This window comes from Desulfosarcina ovata subsp. ovata (assembly GCF_009689005.1).
Lineage (GTDB): Bacteria > Desulfobacterota > Desulfobacteria > Desulfobacterales > Desulfosarcinaceae > Desulfosarcina > Desulfosarcina ovata.
Genome location: NZ_AP021879.1, coordinates 132,243 through 148,925, shown reverse-complemented (window position 1 = coordinate 148,925; position 16,683 = coordinate 132,243). Strand labels below are relative to the sequence as shown.

Sequence of the window (16,683 nt, the reverse complement as noted above, 5' to 3'; positions counted from 1 at the left end):
CTGATACCTGCCGGAGGATGTCAGGAAGGACGGCCAGTTGTCGGAAGCGCCCGACAAGGAAGTGTGATACATATTTTTTAAAAACGGCCGTGTCAAGGAGTTTGCCGGAAGGTCGGGGTTTCGGCTTTCGTGACGTCGGCAGCTATGCTAAAGGAATCTCATTTTCAACGGGCCGGTCACGACAGCAACCCCAATTGTCAAAGTAAGGAAAAATATAGATGGTAACGGTTAAAACAGGACTCGAGGTATTTCTTGAGTCTCCGCAATCATGGGTCAAGGGGCAGCGGCTGGGCCTGCTATGCAATCCTGCGTCGGTGGATTTCCGGCTGGTGCATGCCCGCCATCGCATTGCCAGCGCCGTGCCGGGTCAGCTTACGGCGCTCTATTCCCCGCAGCATGGTTTTTTTGCCGAGAAGCAGGACAACATGATCGAATCGGGAGACCGGCTGGATCCGGCAACCGGGCTGCCGATATTTTCCCTTTACGGGGAGACCCGTATTCCGACGCCGGCCATGCTGGATCCCATCGACACCCTGCTGGTCGATCTGCAGGATGTGGGCACGCGGGTCTATACGTTCATCTACACCCTCTCCCACTGCATGGAAGCCGCCAGGCAACTGGGCAAGCGAATCGTCGTCCTGGACCGCCCCAATCCCATCGGAGGCCGCATGGAGGGCAACCTGCTCAAACCGGAATGCGCCTCGTTCGTGGGACGCTATCCGATTCCCATGCGCCATGGTCTCACCATCGGTGAGCTGGCCCTCCTGTTCAACACGCAATTTAAAATCGGCTGTGAACTCGAGGTGGTGGCCATGCGGGGATGGAACAGAAACATGACCTACGAGCAGACCGGTCTGCCCTGGGTGGCCCCGTCGCCCAATCTGCCCACCCCGGCCTCGACCCTGGTTTACCCCGGTCAGGTGCTCTGGGAGGCTACGAACATCTCCGAAGGCAGGGGCACGACCCAGCCGTTCGAGCTTTTCGGCGCCCCCTTTATCGAACCGGACGCCCTCTTGGAAAAGATCGATAAGGAGTATCGATCCGGCGCGGCACTCAGACCGGTGGCCTTCGAGCCCACATCCAACAAATGGGCCGGTCAGTTGTGCCAGGGGTTTCAGATCCATGTCACCGACCCTGAGGCCTACCGTCCCTACACCCTGTCGCTGGCCATTTATCAGGCCATTTTTCAAATGTATGAAAAATGCTTCGGCTATAAACAGCCGCCCTATGAATACGAATACGAACGCCTGCCCATGGATCTGATTATCGGCGATCCGGAGATCCGCAGGGCAATCGAAAATGGGGTGCCGCTCTGTACACTTGCCCAGGCGTGGTCGTCTGCCCTGTCGACCTATCGCCGTCAGGCCGAGCGCATCGGCCTTTACGAAACCGACTGACCCATGACGTTTTAACATTCCGTCGATGGGTGCCTTGGCTCATCAGGCACTGAAAGGGTGGACGGTTATTTCACCGGCCGCAGTACATGGGTCTCCTGCAACTTTTTCCACATCGCATGAATAATGACCATGGTCGGGTCGCCGTCGGTGCCCGCTTCTGAATCGCCAGCCGCTTCCAGGCAGGCACTCAGAAGAATATCATTGCCGCTCCACAGGCGGAAATCCTTGGCGATCTGAAGACCGACCATGCGGTTAATCCAATCCAGTTCTTCCGGTTCCATTGCGCCCAGCCGCGTGCGGTCCAGAAGCGGCAGGTCGGCCAGGAGTAATTGAACGGCGTCGTCAATAGTCAAGGGCAAGTCGTTGTCGATCGGCTTTGGAAACATGAAAACTACCTTTGGTGCACCTCATCCTAACACAATATGGGACTGGTCAACGCATTTTCCATTCGTGCCCATTCATCAAGGCCCAACTGACCGACTTTGGATAGACACGAGTTAACACCAGGCAGCCGCCTCCCAGTATGGCTAAGGTAACGGCCGCACCCTCCACGATTGGCGATCCTCCGGCTGAACCGGCAATGGGTCGCCAAAGCAAATGAGCCTATGTAGAAAATCCGGAAATGTCAAACTGAAGAAATATCGTTCTCTCTAAGAAATGGCCGACAGCACGGACAAGGTGGGCAAACAAAAGCCCCGACCGGAAAATCGATCGGGGCGTCATTTTCAAATTTGCGAGGGGATTATGCTTATTTTTCTGACTTCAGGGTTTCGATCTCTTTTTTAAGGTCGTCGATCTCTTTTTTGTATTTTTCGGTATCGTCATCGGCATCACTGGCATCGGCTTCAGTATCGTCTTTTTTCCAGGTATCCTTGAGTTCATCAAAACCCAGATACAGGGCCAAGCCACCGCCCAGCAGCAGCATCACCGGAATCGCACCGGCCAGGAGCTGAAGGAATTCGCAAAACCATACAGAAAGGCCAATCAGGCCAAGAACCGCTGCCACCGCTCCACCAATTAACGTTTTCATAGAGAATCATCCTCCTTCTAAAACCTTATTTTGAGTTAGACTAACTAAAACGGATTTGCCGACCTGCTGTGGAAATAAGTCGCCGGTTCGACGTGCCTGCCTTTTCCCGCCGCCTTCCAGCATTGCCGGATGATTTGCCTGTTCATGGATATTAAATGAGATTTCAAATAGATAGCAACTTGGTAACGATACCATCAAGTTATAAGGCAATAACATAGAAGCAGGGGCAGCGCAAGCATATTTTTCTCCGATGAATCTGGCATTGCAAAGGGGTAATGCTTTTGTTATTTTTCAAAATTATTGCCAACGACCATCTTTTCCGGAATCTAACACGCTCAAATTATGAATAATCAAAAAAAGCGCCGTATCGCTTCGATAGCTTCCCGATTTCGCCATTGGATCGATCGATTGCTAAAAAACTCATATGATCACTTTTTCTGTTTTTTGCTCAGCCCTCCGGGAAAAATTTCCGGTTTTTTCCTGTCCCGCCTGTTCTCGGGAATTTTCATGGGTGCTGAACAGGCCGATATTCTGAAAAATATTCCCGACGATGCCATCGTTGTGTATACCATTAAATACAAAAGCCGGTTCGAATTTCTCTTTGCCCATACCCGCTACCGACAACTGCGTTTGCCCACTCCGCAACTGTCGTTTGACCTCGACATCTATTTCTGGCAATCCCTGTCGCGCATCTTCCGCATCTGTCTGGCCTATCTGGATACGCTCGTTCGGCTGCGCCGCATCCCATCCCCCTATCGATCCGATTACTACCGCCGTGCGTTGCTCGAATCGGGCTGTGCCATGCTTTTCCTGGTCGAAAAAAAAGAGTTTTACCGTCGCTTCGTGAAAGAGAAAAACGATCCACTGGAATACCTGATCGACTTGCAGAAAACCATCGCCCGTCCCATTTACCTGGTTCCCCAATTGATGTTTTTCAGCAAGCACCCCCAGCCGGCGATGCCCAGTTTGCTGGATACCGTTTTCGGGACGGCCCAACGCCCCGGAACGCTGAGAAAACTGGCCACTCTGGTTCGCTTTCCCGGAAAGTTTTTCACCGAACTCTCGCAACCGCTCAATCTGCGCCAGTGGCTCGGTCAGCGTGTCAACCCTGAGAAAAGCGCCGATTACCTGGCCCTTCAACTCAGGCGGCAACTGCTGATGCAGCACAACCGTCACCGCCAGAGCATCACCGGACCGGTCTTAAAGTCCAATGAGGAACTGAAAGAGTCGATCCTGACCAGCGACCGCATACGCGGTTTCATAAAAAAACACGCCGAATCCAGGCAGGAACCGATCTACAAGATCAGGAAACAGGCCGACGGCTATATCGACGAAATCGCCGCCCGCTACAGCCCGCCCATGATCCGGATCATGGCTGCGGTGGTGGGGTGGATTATCAACTGCATGTTTGACGGGGCCGTCATCGACAAGGCCGGTCTCTCCCGGGTCAAGGCCATGTCCCGCAAAGGCCCCCTGATCCTGATTCCCTGCCATAAAAGCCATATCGACTATCTGATTCTTTCCTACGTGTTGTATAACCACAACATGCCCTGCCCTCATATCGCCGCAGGCAAAAACCTCTCCTTCTGGCCTCTGGGCCCGATCTTTCGGTCCGGCGGAGCGTTTTTTCTGCGCCGGACATTCAGGGGCGCGGTACTCTATTCACGTGTTTTTTCCGCCTACATCCACAAACTGCTCGAAGAAGGGTTCAATCTCGAACTGTTCATTGAAGGCGGTCGGAGTCGCAGCGGCAAGCTGCTCATGCCCAAGCTGGGAATGATCTCCATGCTCCTGGAGGCTTACCGCAATGGTGCCTGCGAGGACATGATCTTTGTTCCCGTTTACATCGGCTACGACCGGATCATCGAAGAGCATGCCTACATCCACGAGGTGGAGGGAGGCAAAAAAGAGGATGAGAACCTCAGCCAGGTGCTCCGGGCGCGTCGTTTTCTGAAAAAACGGTATGGCAAAATTTATATCAATTTTCATGATCCCATATCCACCCGGGAGCTGGTTGCCGACGGTCCCGCCGCACTGGACCGGATGCCCCAGAAAGAGATCAACGCCCTGTGCCGCAACCTGGGATGGCGGATCATCAACGCCATTGACAAACAGACCGTGGTCACCCCCCATGGACTGGTAGCGGCCGCCATTCTGAATTTCCCCAGACCGCGTTTCACCCAGGAAGAGCTGATCGACATCGCCAAACTATACCTGCGCTGGGCCACCATGCAGAAAGCCAAGCTGGCCGACACCATCATTCTCAACACCACCGGCGCCATGGAAAATGCCATCGAGCACTATCTGTCACGCAAAATTATTGAAAAGGCCCTCGGAGACAAGGATTTGAACGAGGCACCGTCCGGCTACCGGGTCAATTCCGGCAAGCGCAGCCTCCTGGAATTTTACAAAAACAACAGTGTCTCCTATTTTGTTCCGGCTGCGTTCACCGCGCTGGCCATTCTGAAAAAAGACGCCTTCCAGTTCAGCGCCGTGGATCTGCATAACGAATACAGTTTTTTCCAGGATTTTTTCAAATATGAATTTGCCTTCGATCTGGATCGGCCGGCGGTCCACTATGTGAGGAAAACCATCAAAGCGTTCATTGATGACGCCATTCTCATGCCCCACCCAACCATACCTGACAGATATCAGATCACGTCCGCCGGGTATCGCAAGTTGCGATTGTTCGCCGCGTTCATGAAGCCCTATTTTGAATCCTATAAAGTGGTGCTCCATTTTCTCAGAACCAATCGCAAAGAGAAGCTGGAGACCAAGGATCGGTTGAAAAAGATCCAGGGCATCGGCCTCCAGATGGTCAAGAACAAAGAGATCAACCTGATTGAATCAGTGTCCCGGATCAACTACAGCAATGGGCTGACCTATTTCTCCGCAAGCGGCATTAAAAACCATGCCGATGAGCCCCGGATCGCCCATTTTGAAACGCTCATCAACACTTACCTGGCATTGATCAACCCATGAAGGCGCTAATCTTGGCTGCCGGGTTCGGAACCCGCCTGGCCCCTTACACCGACACCATCCCCAAGGCCCTGTTTCCGGTTGGCGGCACACCGGTCCTGGGCAGGATGATCGTGCACCTGAAACGTGCCGGGTGTACGGAAGTTGCCGTCAACACCCACCACCTGGCCGATCAGATCCATGCCTATTTGTCGGCAAGCGACTTCGGGCTGCCCGTACATCTGAGCCGGGAGACCGCCATTCTCGGCACCGGTGGGGCCATCCGCCAGTTGGCCGCGTTTTGGGATGCTGAGCCGTTCGTGGTGGTCAACGCGGATATTGTGACCGATATCGATATCGCCAGGGTCTATGAAACGCATCGCCGGGCTCGCAGGACGGTGACCCTGGTCATGCACGATCGCCCGCCGTTCAACCAGGTGGGGATCGACACGAATAATTGCATCCGCGGGTTTTCCCGGTTCTCCGGCCGCGCTACCCCTCCGGGCCAACGGAAGCTGGCCTTTACCGGCATTCATGTGATGGACAGGCGGATCGTCGAACGAATTCCCGATCACGGTTTCTGCGACATCATTTCCGTCTACCAGCAGATGATCGATGACGGCATGCCCATCCACGCCCATGTGACCGACGGTCATTACTGGCAGGACATGGGCGATCCGCAGCGCTATCGTGACGCCGTTGTGGATGCCATGGCACCGGATGTCTTTCAGTCGGTATTCGGCGGCACGCCCCCAGCGGCCATCGATTGTCGGCCGCTGAGCGGTGACGGTTCCGATCGCGGCTGGTTTCGTCTGAAAAGCGGCACGCAGCAACTGATCCTGGCCGACCACGGCATTACCCCGGACCCCACGGGCAGTGAATTCAACGCCTTTGTCAATATCGGCGACCATCTGTACCGATCCGGCCTCCCGGTCCCGCGCATCCATGCCCGTGATCCATTCAGCGGTCTGGTTTTTCTGGAGGACCTGGGCGATTGCCATCTGCAGCAGGCCGTCAACCAAGCGCGTACCCCCGATGTTGTCGAACGGCATTACCGTCAAGTCATCGATGTCTGGATAAACCTGACCGCCAAGGCCGCGGACACCTTTGATCCCTCCTGGACCTGCCAGAGCCCGGCCTACGATGTGGCCCTGATTCTGGAAAAAGAGTGCCGGTATTTCGTGGATGCGTTTCTAAACGGCTGCCTGAATCTGGCGGTCGATTATGCGGATCTACACAAGGAGTTCACTCAACTGGCCCAGGCAACCATGGCAAACGCGATCGAAGGATTGATCCACCGCGATTTTCAATCGCGCAACATCATGATCCGGGGCGGCCGCCCGTACCTGATCGATTTCCAGGGAGCCCGCAAGGGGCCGATCCAGTACGACCTGGCCTCCCTGCTCATCGATCCCTACGTCAATCTCGACACTGGCCTGCGGCAACGTCTGCTGCAAACGGCGGTTGAACCGGTTTCACATCGACGAAGGTGCGATCCGGATCAATTCATGCGCGGGTATCACTGCTGTACGGTGACCCGCAACCTGCAAATGTTGGGTGCATTCGGATTTCTGTCGCGCGTCAAAAACAAACCCGAATTTGAGAAATGGATTCCGGCAGCCGCCGGCATGCTGGAAAACCACATTCAGCTTCTCGAGGGCCTGCATCTTCCCCAATTGCAGGCAATCGCTGGAAAAATAGCCCGCCTGACCTCGCGCGTGGCGTTGTAACCGGCAAACGCAAAATACCCGACTCATAAAAAAAAGGAGACATCCCCATGGAACCCATTAAGATAATGATCAACGGACTGCCTGGAAATGTCGCTTCGACCATTGCCGTCCATGCCGCCAAAGATCCCCGGGTGATCCTGCTGCCCCACTCCCTGACCGGTCCGGAAATCGAAACCGACCAGGTTCCCATCGACACGATGATGGTCGAGCTGATCCGGCCGGACCGGTGCGAAACGCGGCTGAATGCCGTTGCCAAAGCGGTCGGCGATTTTATCAGTGTCGATTTTACCCACCCCTCGGCGGTTAACGCCAATGCCGATCTGTACTGCCGGTGCCATCTGCCGTTTGTCATGGGCACCACCGGCGGGGATCGGGAGAAACTGGTTCAACGGGTCACCGATTCCGACATCTGCGCCGTCATCGCCCCCAACATGGCCAAGCAGATCGTTGGTTTTCAGGCCATGCTGGAATATGGGGCCACCACTTTTCCCGATATATTCAGGGGGTATTCGCTTTCGGTTCGGGAAAGTCATCAGGCCGGCAAGGCCGACACCAGTGGTACGGCCAAGGCGGTGGTGTCCAGCTTCAACCGCATGGGCGTGGAATTCTCAACGGAAGAGATTGAAAAAGAGCGTGACCCCAAAATCCAACAGCAAGACTGGGGCATCCCGGAAGCCTACCTCTCCGGTCATGGATGGCACACCTATCGATTGACATCGCCGGACGGCACCGTGATCTTTGAATTTCAGCATAACATCAACGGCCGCGACGTCTATGCCGGAGGAACCATTGATGCCATCTGTTTTCTGGCAGGCAAGCTGAAATCAGGCTGCCGCGCCAAAGTATTCAGCATGATCGATGTGCTGAAAGGATAGGTTCACGGTCGGCATGAAATCCGTCTTTTTTACAAATCAACGGTTAAGTTGATGAAAAAGCGGCCGATGATACCCGCATAACATCGTGCAGCCCAGGTGAATCCCAAGCCGTCCAAGCGCAATTCGGACCGTGGCGGGTCCAACAGGTCGATTATCTGCAACGGCAAAAACCACTCGATGGGGGAAACATGGACGTCAAATACATCAACCCGTTTATCAATGCGGTAAAAAATCTGTTCAATACGATGATCAACGTCCCTTTCAAGCTGGGAAAACCCAGCCTGAAAAAAGGAAATGTTCCAGAACATGAAATCAGTGGAATCATCGGCCTTTCCGGAACCGTTTCCGGCTGCGTGGTGATCAACCTCTCCAAAGCAATCGCCCTTCAACTGGTATCGGCACTGATCGGCGATGAGGTCACCGAATTGGATGACGACTGCACCGACGCCATTGGTGAAATCGCCAACATGATCGCCGGTAACGCCAAAACTGATTTTCCCTCTTCCGGAACGTCGATCAGCGTTCCCAGCGTGGTGGTCGGCAAGCATAAGGTCTCCTACCCGTCCGGCCTGCCCATCATTTCGATTCCCTGCATCACCGATAAAGGCGAGTTGGTCATCGAGGTGGCACTGAAAAAAAACGGCGAATAAAAAACGTTTGCCGGCAGCCGCTGTCCGTATCGGCAAAAAACAAAAACCACCCACACGGCCAAATGGTCGTCGCGGGTGGTTTTTTACATTTTTTGGAATGATTGCCGAAGTGTTCCCGCTTATCCCTGCTCAATCAGTTCGCGGGCCTTTGCCAGTGCCTGGTCCAGATTCTGAGGCCGGGTGCCGCCGGCCTGGGCCATATCCGGTCGCCCGCCACCACCGCCGCCCACTTCGCTGGCAATGGCTTTAATCATCTTGCCGGCATGAAATCGGTCGGTCAGGTCCTTGGTCACAACCACAATCAGCAGCGCCTTCCCGCCGGCCTCTGCCCCCAGGACAACAATGCCCGATCCGATCTGATCCTTGAAGCGGTCGGCCAGTTCCCGAAGGGCCGCCGGCTGATCCACGCTCACCGCCTGAACGATGGTGCTGACCCCGTTGATTTCAAGGGCCTGGCCGCCGCTGTCCTTGGCCTGGATTTCGGCCAACTGGGTCTTGAGCTGCTGGGTCTCCTTTTCCAGACTTTTCAGATTGCCAAGCATCGCTTCAACCCGTTTGGCAACCGCGTCGGGTTTGTCTTTGACCAGGTGGCTCACCGCCTGGAGGATACGACCGGTTTTCTGGACATGATCCAGGGCCGCCCTGCCTGTCAGGGCCTCGATGCGGCGAACACCGGAGGCCACGCTGGCCTCGGAAATGATTGTAAACAGGCCGATGTCACCGGTCCGGCCGGCATGGGTGCCACCGCAAAGCTCGCGACTGAAGGGTTCCAGGCTGATCACGCGCACCCGATCCCCATATTTTTCCTCGAACAGAGCCGTGGCTCCTGATGCCACCGCGTCCTCCATGCCCATTTCGTCAACCGCAACGGGAACATTCATCCGGATTCGGCCGTTGACAAAGGCTTCGATACGCTCCAGGCTTTCGGGATCGATCTGTGAGAAGTGAGTAAAATCGAATCGCAATCGGTCCGGTGACACCAGTGATCCGGCCTGTTTGACATGATCCCCCAGTTCATGACGCAACGCCGCATGCAGAATATGAGTGGCCGTGTGGTTGAGCGCGATATCGCCGCGCCGCTGGCCATCCACGCGAAGCATGACCGTTTGACCGTTTTCCAGGCGGCCGCTCTTGATTTCACCCTTGTGGATAATGATCCCCGTGGGGTCCTTGACCGTGTCGTCGACCCCGATTTCCATGCCGGGAGCCGTGATGGTGCCATGATCGCCCACCTGACCACCGGCCTCACCGTAAAACGGTGTCGCCGTGGTGACCACTTCCACCCGTGTGCCCGCATCGGCAGCGTCCACGCCCTGGCCGTCTTTGACCACGAGCACCACCTGGGCTTCACAGCTCAGGGTTCCATAACCGACAAATTCGGGCTTTTCGCCGGATGCGCTGAGCTGACGATAGGCATCCGAAACCCCACTGAAGGCAATCTTCGAACGCGACTTTCTGCGCTGCTCATCCATACGTTGCTCGAACCCGTCCGTATCCAGGGTCAATCCCTCGTCTCGAACCACGTCGCGCACGATATCCACGGGAAAGCCAAAGGTATCGTACAACTTGAAAATCAAATCACCGGGAACCTGCTTGCTGCCCTTGGCCCGGATCTCCCCCAGTGTGTCATTGAGCACCCGCAGCCCGTTGTCCAGGGTTTCGGAAAATCGGATTTCCTCGTTCTCGATCACGTTGGTGATAAATGCGGCGGCCGCCTTGAGATCCGGATAGGCCGGTTCCATGATATCAAAAACCACCCTGGCGGTATCATGCAAAAACGGCTTGGCCAGACCGATGTTGCGACCGTAGCGGATCGCCCGGCGCATGATGCGACGCAACACATAGCCCCGGCCTTCGTTGGACGGCAGGACCCCGTCGCCGATCAGGAAAGCGGCCGCCCGGCTGTGGTCGGCAATCACCTTCATGGCCACGTCGTCGCTATCGTTATTTCCATAGGGCCGCTCGGCCAGTGCCTCCGTGCGCTGGATGATCGGAAAGATCAGGTCGGTTTCAAAATTGGTGTCGACGTTCTGGATGATCGACGCCATGCGCTCCAGGCCGAGACCGGTATCGATGCTGGGTTTGGGAAGGGGGGTCATGACACCGGCCGCATCGCGGTTGAACTGCATGAACACCAGATTCCAGATTTCCAGAAAGCGGTCGCAGTCGCAGGCCACATCGCAGTCGGGACGGCCGCAGCCGTGCTCCGCGCCCCGGTCCAGGTGAATTTCGCTGCAGGGACCGCAAGGCCCCGTGTCACCCATGGCCCAAAAGTTGTCCGCCTCACCGAGCCGGATCATGCGTGATTCGGGGATGCCGATCCGCTGGGTCCAAAGATCCCAGGCCTCGTCATCATCCAGGTAGACCGAGGCCCAGAGTTTGTCGGCCGGCAGCCCGTATCCGTTGACCAAAAGGTCCCAGGCGAACTCCACCGCTTTTTCCTTGAAGTAATCGCCGAAAGAGAAGTTGCCCAGCATTTCGAAAAAGGTGTGATGCCGGGCCGTGTACCCGACATTTTCCAGGTCGTTGTGTTTTCCGCCGGCCCGCACGCATTTCTGTGACGTGGTGGCCCTGCGGTAACCGCGTTTTTCCTCTCCAAGAAAGGTCCGTTTGAATTGCACCATACCGGCATTGGTAAAAAGCAGTGTGGGATCGTCCTGGGGAATCAGGGACGAACTGCGCACCACCCGGTGGTTGTGTTTCTGAAAAAAATCGAGGTAGCGTTGTCGAATCTCATTGCCGGTCATAACCATCTCCTGAAAAGCTGGATCACATACCCGGGCCGGTCCATCCGGTCCTTTTTCGGGTGGTGCTATTTCTTATCGCTTTTTTCCTTCTTTTTCTCCGTCGAGGGTGCCAAAAGACCCACCGCTTCGCGGACCTTCACATCCACGGTGGCGAACAGGTCGGGATTCTCCACGAAAAACTTTTTCACATTTTCACGCCCCTGGCCGATGCGCTCCCCGTTGTAACTGTACCAGGAACCGCTCTTCTCGATGATGCCGGCGTTGACCCCCACATCGAGCAGATCGCCACTGCGCGAGATGCCTTCCCCATACATAATATCGAACTCGGCCTCTTTGAACGGCGGCGCCATCTTGTTCTTGACCACTTTGACCCGGGTCCGGTTGCCGACCACATCCTGGCCGTCCTTGATGGCGCCGATGCGCCGGATATCCAGGCGCACGGATGCGTAAAATTTCAGGGCATTGCCACCGGTGGTGGTTTCCGGGTTGCCGAACATGACCCCGATCTTCATGCGGATCTGGTTGATGAAAATCACCGATGTCATGGTTTTTCCGATGTTGGCGGTCAGTTTGCGCAGGGCCTGGGACATGAGCCGCGCCTGCAGTCCCATGTGGGCATCGCCCATTTCGCCCTCAATCTCGGCCCGCGGAACCAGGGCGGCAACACTGTCGATCACCATCACATCAATGGCGCCGCTGCGCACCAGCATATCGGCGATCTCCAAGGCCTGTTCCCCGGTATCGGGCTGGGAGACCAGCAGTTCATCGCAGTTGACCCCCAGCTTGCGGGCGTAGCTGGTGTCCAGGGCATGCTCGGCATCGATAAAGGCGGCAATGCCGCCCTGTTTCTGTGCATTGGCCACCGCGTGAAGGGCCAGGGTCGTTTTCCCCGAACTTTCCGGTCCGAATATCTCGATCACCCGCCCACGGGGCAACCCGCCAATCCCCAACGCCCGGTCCAGTTCGATGGCGCCGCTGGAAATAACGGGAATATTCTCAACGGGCCGCGAGCCAAGCTTCATGACGGCGCCTTTTCCAAACTGGCGTTCGATCTGCCCCATGGCGGCTTCGACCGCCTTGGCTTTATCCGGTGAAGTGGTCATATTCTCCTCCCATAAATCGATGCAAATTCTGCCCGAGTATTATTAATCCGATAGGGGGGCGCTGTACAACACGGTATATTCCGCTCCGGACGGCTTTAACACGCTTTGGTACAGGCAAACCCGGCCGACCCGGAAAGGCGCCAAGGCCGCTGTCTGCAGCCGATCCAAAGATCCGCCAAGGTCGTCGGGATCCATGCGTTTGCGGGGCCGGCCGATGGTCAGGTGAGCACGAAAGGCGCGTTTTTCCTTTTTGAATCCGACCGCGGCCAGGGCCGTTTCAACGGTTGTCTGCAACATTTTCAGCATCCCGGTTTCCCCGTCCAGCCCCACCCACAGCACCCGGGGCTTCCGTCGGTTGGGAAAAACGCCGACCCCCCTGGCGTTCAATGTAAAAGCGGGCATGGAAACGGCAGCAGCATCCAGTTGTGCGCCGATCACAGGAACCTGCGACGGCTCAATGTCACCTAAAAATTTAAGTGTCAAGTGGATGTTTTCGGGACGCACCCAGCGGACATTGATCATCGGCGAATGCAGCTGCTGCTGAATCTGCTGCAGGAAATCGATCACCGGCGCGGGCAGCGGTACGGCAACAAAGGCACGCAGGGGTTTGGGCATCGTCTTTTCCTGTTCCACCGATGTTCAGCGCCATATCCCCCAAACCCGCGCATCACGGTGCCGGCAAGGTAAATTGCGGTTCACCCAATTCGAATGTACCACCCGTAATCCACGTTTTCAGAGTTTCGGCAATCTCCCGTGCCTTGACCATGCTGGAGAGCGGAACAGTGGGAACGTCCTTCCCGTTGAGGGTAATGGCCCCGCTTTTCAACTGGGCATAACTGACCTGCCCCAGATCGCTGGATTTTCCCTTGGGGTAATCGTTGCCGTAATCCACGATCTGGGTGAAAATCTGATCGTCGGAAACCGCCGTGAAACGGGCCATCTCTTCGTTGAGGATCGGAATCGGCACCCCCAGTCCGACGGCCAGCGAGCAACCATACCCCTGAATGCCCACCCCCACCAGCCAGTCCGGACTCATCTGCTTCATATCGCCCATCACCCACAAGGTGCCGGCAGGTGTCAGCGGGGTACCGTTGGCGGCACGTTTCACGTCGGGACGGTGCTGGGTGCCATGCCAGGTCACATACCCGACGCCACCGCCAAGAAAAATCCGCGTTCCCAGGCCAATGGTGCGGTAAAGCGGATCATTGAACAGCGGGCTCAACTGGCCGGCCGAGCAGTAATTGGCGTTGCCTGCCTTGGGTTTCAAGGCGCCCATATAGGTGTATATCGTTTTGTTGGTCAGATTGACGGCGCAGTTGTAATTCTGGTATCCGTTGCGCGGATTGCACAAGGTCGCCTGGGGCACCGACTCAATGGTCAGGGTGGTTTGGTATTCCCGTCTGGGATAGCAGTCCGTGCCATAGGCGGCGGCTTTGAGGTAAATTTTCTGACCTGCCACCAGATCCTGGATCACATGCCCGCCGCCATAGCGAAATTCACCGGGATAGACCCTGTTGAGAGGGTCATCCTCACACGGTTCGGTCGCGCCGATATAGCAGTCCACCGCAGCCACCCCGCCGTAGGCAGGCACATTGTTCATCCATACCTTGGACGCCTTAATTCCCGGCACGGAATGACCGAAATTGATAAATGCGCCCGATGAGCACATGGGGGCAAAAGTCCCGGTAGTAACCACATCCACCTGCCTGGCGGCCGCTTCGGGTCCATTGTCGTTGACGATGTCGATCATCTCTTCGGCCGTGACGACAACCACGTCGCCGGACCTGATTTTATCGTTGATCTGTTGGTAGGTTTTCTCAACTTTGAAATTTCCCATGCCGCTATGCACTCCTGTATCAATGTTCCGCGTCATTCATTTTGGCGCTGATGTTGTTCTTTATCCAAGACTCGTCCCACCACTCCACCGGGTTGACGAAAGTCTGGTGAACCAAAATGCCGTAATGCAGGTGATCGCCGCCGGCCATGCCGGTCATACCGGTTTTGCCGACAGTCTGACCTTTTTCGACCATCTGCCCCTCGGCCACATCGATTCGACTCAGGTGGGCGTAAAGGCTGAACAGGCCGAATCCGTGGTCGAGCACCACCGTATTACCATAAATTCCCTGGTCGCCGGTAAAGGCCACCTTGCCGCCATTGGCCGCCGGGATCGGCGAGTGGGCCGTTGACGCCAGGTCAATTCCCATGTGGACCTGCCGGTCAATGACCTTTCCGCCATAGAAATAGGTCCGATGGTCGGCAAAACGCGCCCGGTTGGCCGATGCCGGCAGCCGGATAAAGGGGCCGTCCCACAAAATCTTTTTTTCCGATTGGGCCGTGATTTGAGTGAACGCCTGATTGTCCCGCCGGCGCAGTTCGCGGTTGACCTTGAGAAAGAGATCGAGTCGGTTGCCCCCGGCCATCTCGGGAAAATAGCGCTCGAAATCAGGCATCTTGGTGTTAAAAAAATTGTCCGAGAGGTTGATCGCATCTTTTCTGAACGTCCGGTTGTTGATGTGATACACCATGCCGGCTGAGGCCTGGTTGCCGGCAAAATCCTCAGCCGTTACCGCCAAACGCGTCTCTTTGCCCTGGGTATAATCAAGGGCGAAAAAGGCCATATGGATCGTGGGGTCGGAAAAGTACCCGCCATACCCCGGGTAAAATCGCTCACCGACAGTAACGCCACTTTTCGGGCAATCCTCCGAAATCCGGTAAAGGGCCATGCCCGAGCCGCCCTGATTGAGATTGTGGGAACGGCTGATCATTTCAATGGACGGGGGACGGGTGTCGATCTGAATCTCTTTTTCAAGAACTCCCCGGTTGCCCTTGGTCCACTGTCGCAAGGAAAAATCCCAGGCCACGATGCGGATCACCGCGTTGCCGTCTTCCAACCCCAGCTCCTTGGGCGAAATCGTCGCTTTGATCTGCACCGATTTTTCCTTGCCGCCGGCGAAGAAACCACCCGAGGGAAAACTGCGTTGCAGAATTTCCTTTTCGTTTTCGTCCACCAGAAGCCCCATCCAGACCTTGCGGATACCGCTGCCCGTATCGTCAACGGTCACGGTAAGCGTACGCGATGCGCCAATAAAGGATGATTCGAGTCCGAGTTCCAGCGCCGGAGCGGTGCCTTCCATACGAATAATGGTCAGCCATACGGCAGGGATGCTGACAAGCAGCACCAGGATGACCACCAGGATCGGTTTGATCGAACGACCTTTTCTGTTCAACAGCAATTTTCCTTTCGATGGTTTTGGTCTGCGAAACCGGCCATGCCCTTAAATTGTGGACATTACCAGTTAAGCCATCTGTAATCAAGGGCCATTTTCTGACCACTTGACTTTTTAACCTACCGAGGATACATAGGAAAACATGTTTTCAACAATCGATGAAAGATGAAATGCGATGAAATCCCAACGCCCTTTTTTTTTGGTTAGCGGTCCTTGCGTTATCGAAGACGAGGCCGTTACCCTGCGCATTGCCACCCGGCTCAAAGCGATCACCGACGATCTCGGCATCCCGTTTACCTTCAAGGCCTCCTATGACAAGGCCAACCGTACCTCGATTACCTCATTCCGGGGGCCGGGCCTGACCGATGGTCTACGAACCCTGTCGCGGATAAAAGAGACGCTGGGCGTTGCCGTGATTTCGGATGTCCATCGGATCAGTGAGGTCGAAGCGGCGGCAAAAGTCCTCGACGTCATCCAGATTCCCGCGTTTCTATGCCGGCAGACGGATCTCATTCTGGCCGTGGCCACAACCGGCAAACCGGTAAATATCAAAAAAGGCCAGTTTCTGGCCCCCTGGGACATGGTCAACATTGTTGAAAAGGTGCGTTCGGTTTCCAGTACCCAACCGATGATCACCGAGCGTGGGGTAATGTTCGGATACAATAACTTGGTGGTGGACTTCCGTGGGATTCAGATTATGCAGCAGACCGGCTGCCCGGTGATTTTCGACGCCACCCACAGCGTCCAGCTGCCCGGTGGGGCGGGAAAAAGCTCGGGGGGCCAGCGCGAGTTCGCTCCGGTGCTGGCGCGCGCCGCCGTTGCCGCCGGAGCCGACGGAATTTTTCTGGAAGTTCATGAAAACCCCGACAAGGCCCTTTGTGACGGCCCCAATTCCCTTGATCTGGACCAACTGCCCGACCTGTTGACCCAGCTGATGGCCATCAAAACCGCAGTGACTGCCTGAAA

13 protein-coding genes are annotated in these 16,683 nt (G+C 55.9%); 6 read left to right on the top strand and 7 right to left on the bottom strand.

Annotated elements, in window-relative coordinates:
- Positions 1-218 precede the first annotated feature (218 nt).
- Complete coding sequence (locus GN112_RS00685) at positions 219-1,397, top strand: exo-beta-N-acetylmuramidase NamZ family protein (RefSeq protein WP_155308455.1); 1,179 nt, start codon at positions 219-221, stop codon at positions 1,395-1,397.
- 65 nt (positions 1,398-1,462) lie between these two features.
- On the opposite strand, the gene GN112_RS00680 is transcribed toward GN112_RS00685, so the two are convergent.
- Positions 1,463-1,783: a hypothetical protein gene (locus tag GN112_RS00680; RefSeq protein ID WP_155308454.1), complete on the bottom strand. Its 321-nt coding sequence runs from the start codon at positions 1,781-1,783 to the stop codon at positions 1,463-1,465.
- A 362-nt stretch (positions 1,784-2,145) separates the two neighbouring features.
- Positions 2,146-2,427 (bottom strand): hypothetical protein, encoded by a 282-nt coding sequence (locus GN112_RS00675; RefSeq protein WP_155308453.1) that lies wholly within the window; start codon positions 2,425-2,427, stop codon positions 2,146-2,148.
- Positions 2,428-2,934: 507 nt separating this feature from the next.
- On the opposite strand from GN112_RS00675, the gene GN112_RS00670 reads away from it, so the two are divergent.
- From GN112_RS00670 to GN112_RS00655, 4 genes are all read left to right on the top strand, one after another.
- Complete coding sequence (locus GN112_RS00670) at positions 2,935-5,409, top strand: 1-acyl-sn-glycerol-3-phosphate acyltransferase (RefSeq protein ID WP_162458717.1); 2,475 nt, start codon at positions 2,935-2,937, stop codon at positions 5,407-5,409.
- Positions 5,406-7,115 carry a sugar phosphate nucleotidyltransferase gene (locus GN112_RS00665; protein WP_155308451.1) on the top strand — a complete coding sequence of 570 codons (1,710 nt, stop codon included), beginning with the start codon at positions 5,406-5,408 and terminating at the stop codon, positions 7,113-7,115. Before GN112_RS00670 ends, GN112_RS00665 begins: the two co-directional genes overlap by 4 nt.
- A 47-nt stretch (positions 7,116-7,162) precedes the next feature.
- A complete protein-coding gene (dapB, locus tag GN112_RS00660; protein WP_155308450.1) occupies positions 7,163-7,990 on the top strand; it encodes a dihydrodipicolinate reductase in 828 nt (275 codons plus the stop codon).
- Between the two features lie 188 nt (positions 7,991-8,178).
- Positions 8,179-8,640 carry a chemotaxis protein CheX gene (locus tag GN112_RS00655; RefSeq protein WP_155308449.1) on the top strand — a complete coding sequence of 154 codons (462 nt, stop codon included), beginning with the start codon at positions 8,179-8,181 and terminating at the stop codon, positions 8,638-8,640.
- Positions 8,641-8,759: 119 nt separating this feature from the next.
- Here GN112_RS00655 and alaS read toward each other — a convergent pair whose 3' ends face one another.
- The 5 genes from alaS to GN112_RS00630 form a co-directional block, all read right to left on the bottom strand.
- Positions 8,760-11,387, bottom strand: a complete 2,628-nt coding sequence (gene alaS / locus GN112_RS00650) for an alanine--tRNA ligase (RefSeq protein ID WP_155308448.1) — start codon at positions 11,385-11,387, stop codon at positions 8,760-8,762.
- A gap of 65 nt (positions 11,388-11,452) precedes the next feature.
- Positions 11,453-12,490 (bottom strand): recombinase RecA, encoded by a 1,038-nt coding sequence (gene recA, locus GN112_RS00645; protein ID WP_155308447.1) that lies wholly within the window; start codon positions 12,488-12,490, stop codon positions 11,453-11,455.
- Between the two features lie 42 nt (positions 12,491-12,532).
- Positions 12,533-13,105: an RNA 2',3'-cyclic phosphodiesterase gene (gene thpR / locus GN112_RS00640; protein ID WP_155308446.1), complete on the bottom strand. Its 573-nt coding sequence runs from the start codon at positions 13,103-13,105 to the stop codon at positions 12,533-12,535.
- A gap of 52 nt (positions 13,106-13,157) precedes the next feature.
- On the bottom strand, positions 13,158-14,327 hold the full coding sequence (locus GN112_RS00635) for a homocysteine biosynthesis protein (protein WP_155308445.1): 1,170 nt from the start codon (positions 14,325-14,327) through the stop codon (positions 13,158-13,160).
- 19 nt (positions 14,328-14,346) lie between these two features.
- The gene (locus tag GN112_RS00630; protein ID WP_155308444.1) at positions 14,347-15,717 is read right to left on the bottom strand and encodes a M23 family metallopeptidase; all 1,371 of its coding nucleotides are present in this window, start codon (positions 15,715-15,717) and stop codon (positions 14,347-14,349) included.
- Positions 15,718-15,892: 175 nt separating this feature from the next.
- Between GN112_RS00630 and kdsA the strand changes: the two genes are divergently transcribed.
- On the top strand, positions 15,893-16,681 hold the full coding sequence (gene kdsA / locus GN112_RS00625; protein WP_155308443.1) for a 3-deoxy-8-phosphooctulonate synthase: 789 nt from the start codon (positions 15,893-15,895) through the stop codon (positions 16,679-16,681).
- Positions 16,682-16,683: the final 2 nt, after the last annotated feature.

Coding starts and splice junctions, on each gene's coding strand:
- kdsA (WP_155308443.1), top strand. CDS start 15,893: ATGAAATCCCAACGCCCTTTTTTTTTGGTTAGCGGTCCTTGCGTTATC.
- GN112_RS00670 (WP_162458717.1), top strand. CDS start 2,935: ATGGGTGCTGAACAGGCCGATATTCTGAAAAATATTCCCGACGATGCC.
- alaS (WP_155308448.1), bottom strand. CDS start 11,387: ATGACCGGCAATGAGATTCGACAACGCTACCTCGATTTTTTTCAGAAA.
- recA (WP_155308447.1), bottom strand. CDS start 12,490: ATGACCACTTCACCGGATAAAGCCAAGGCGGTCGAAGCCGCCATGGGG.
- GN112_RS00680 (WP_155308454.1), bottom strand. CDS start 1,783: ATGTTTCCAAAGCCGATCGACAACGACTTGCCCTTGACTATTGACGAC.
- GN112_RS00635 (WP_155308445.1), bottom strand. CDS start 14,327: ATGGGAAATTTCAAAGTTGAGAAAACCTACCAACAGATCAACGATAAA.
- GN112_RS00665 (WP_155308451.1), top strand. CDS start 5,406: ATGAAGGCGCTAATCTTGGCTGCCGGGTTCGGAACCCGCCTGGCCCCT.
- dapB (WP_155308450.1), top strand. CDS start 7,163: ATGGAACCCATTAAGATAATGATCAACGGACTGCCTGGAAATGTCGCT.
- GN112_RS00685 (WP_155308455.1), top strand. CDS start 219: ATGGTAACGGTTAAAACAGGACTCGAGGTATTTCTTGAGTCTCCGCAA.
- GN112_RS00655 (WP_155308449.1), top strand. CDS start 8,179: ATGGACGTCAAATACATCAACCCGTTTATCAATGCGGTAAAAAATCTG.
- GN112_RS00675 (WP_155308453.1), bottom strand. CDS start 2,427: ATGAAAACGTTAATTGGTGGAGCGGTGGCAGCGGTTCTTGGCCTGATT.
- thpR (WP_155308446.1), bottom strand. CDS start 13,105: ATGCCCAAACCCCTGCGTGCCTTTGTTGCCGTACCGCTGCCCGCGCCG.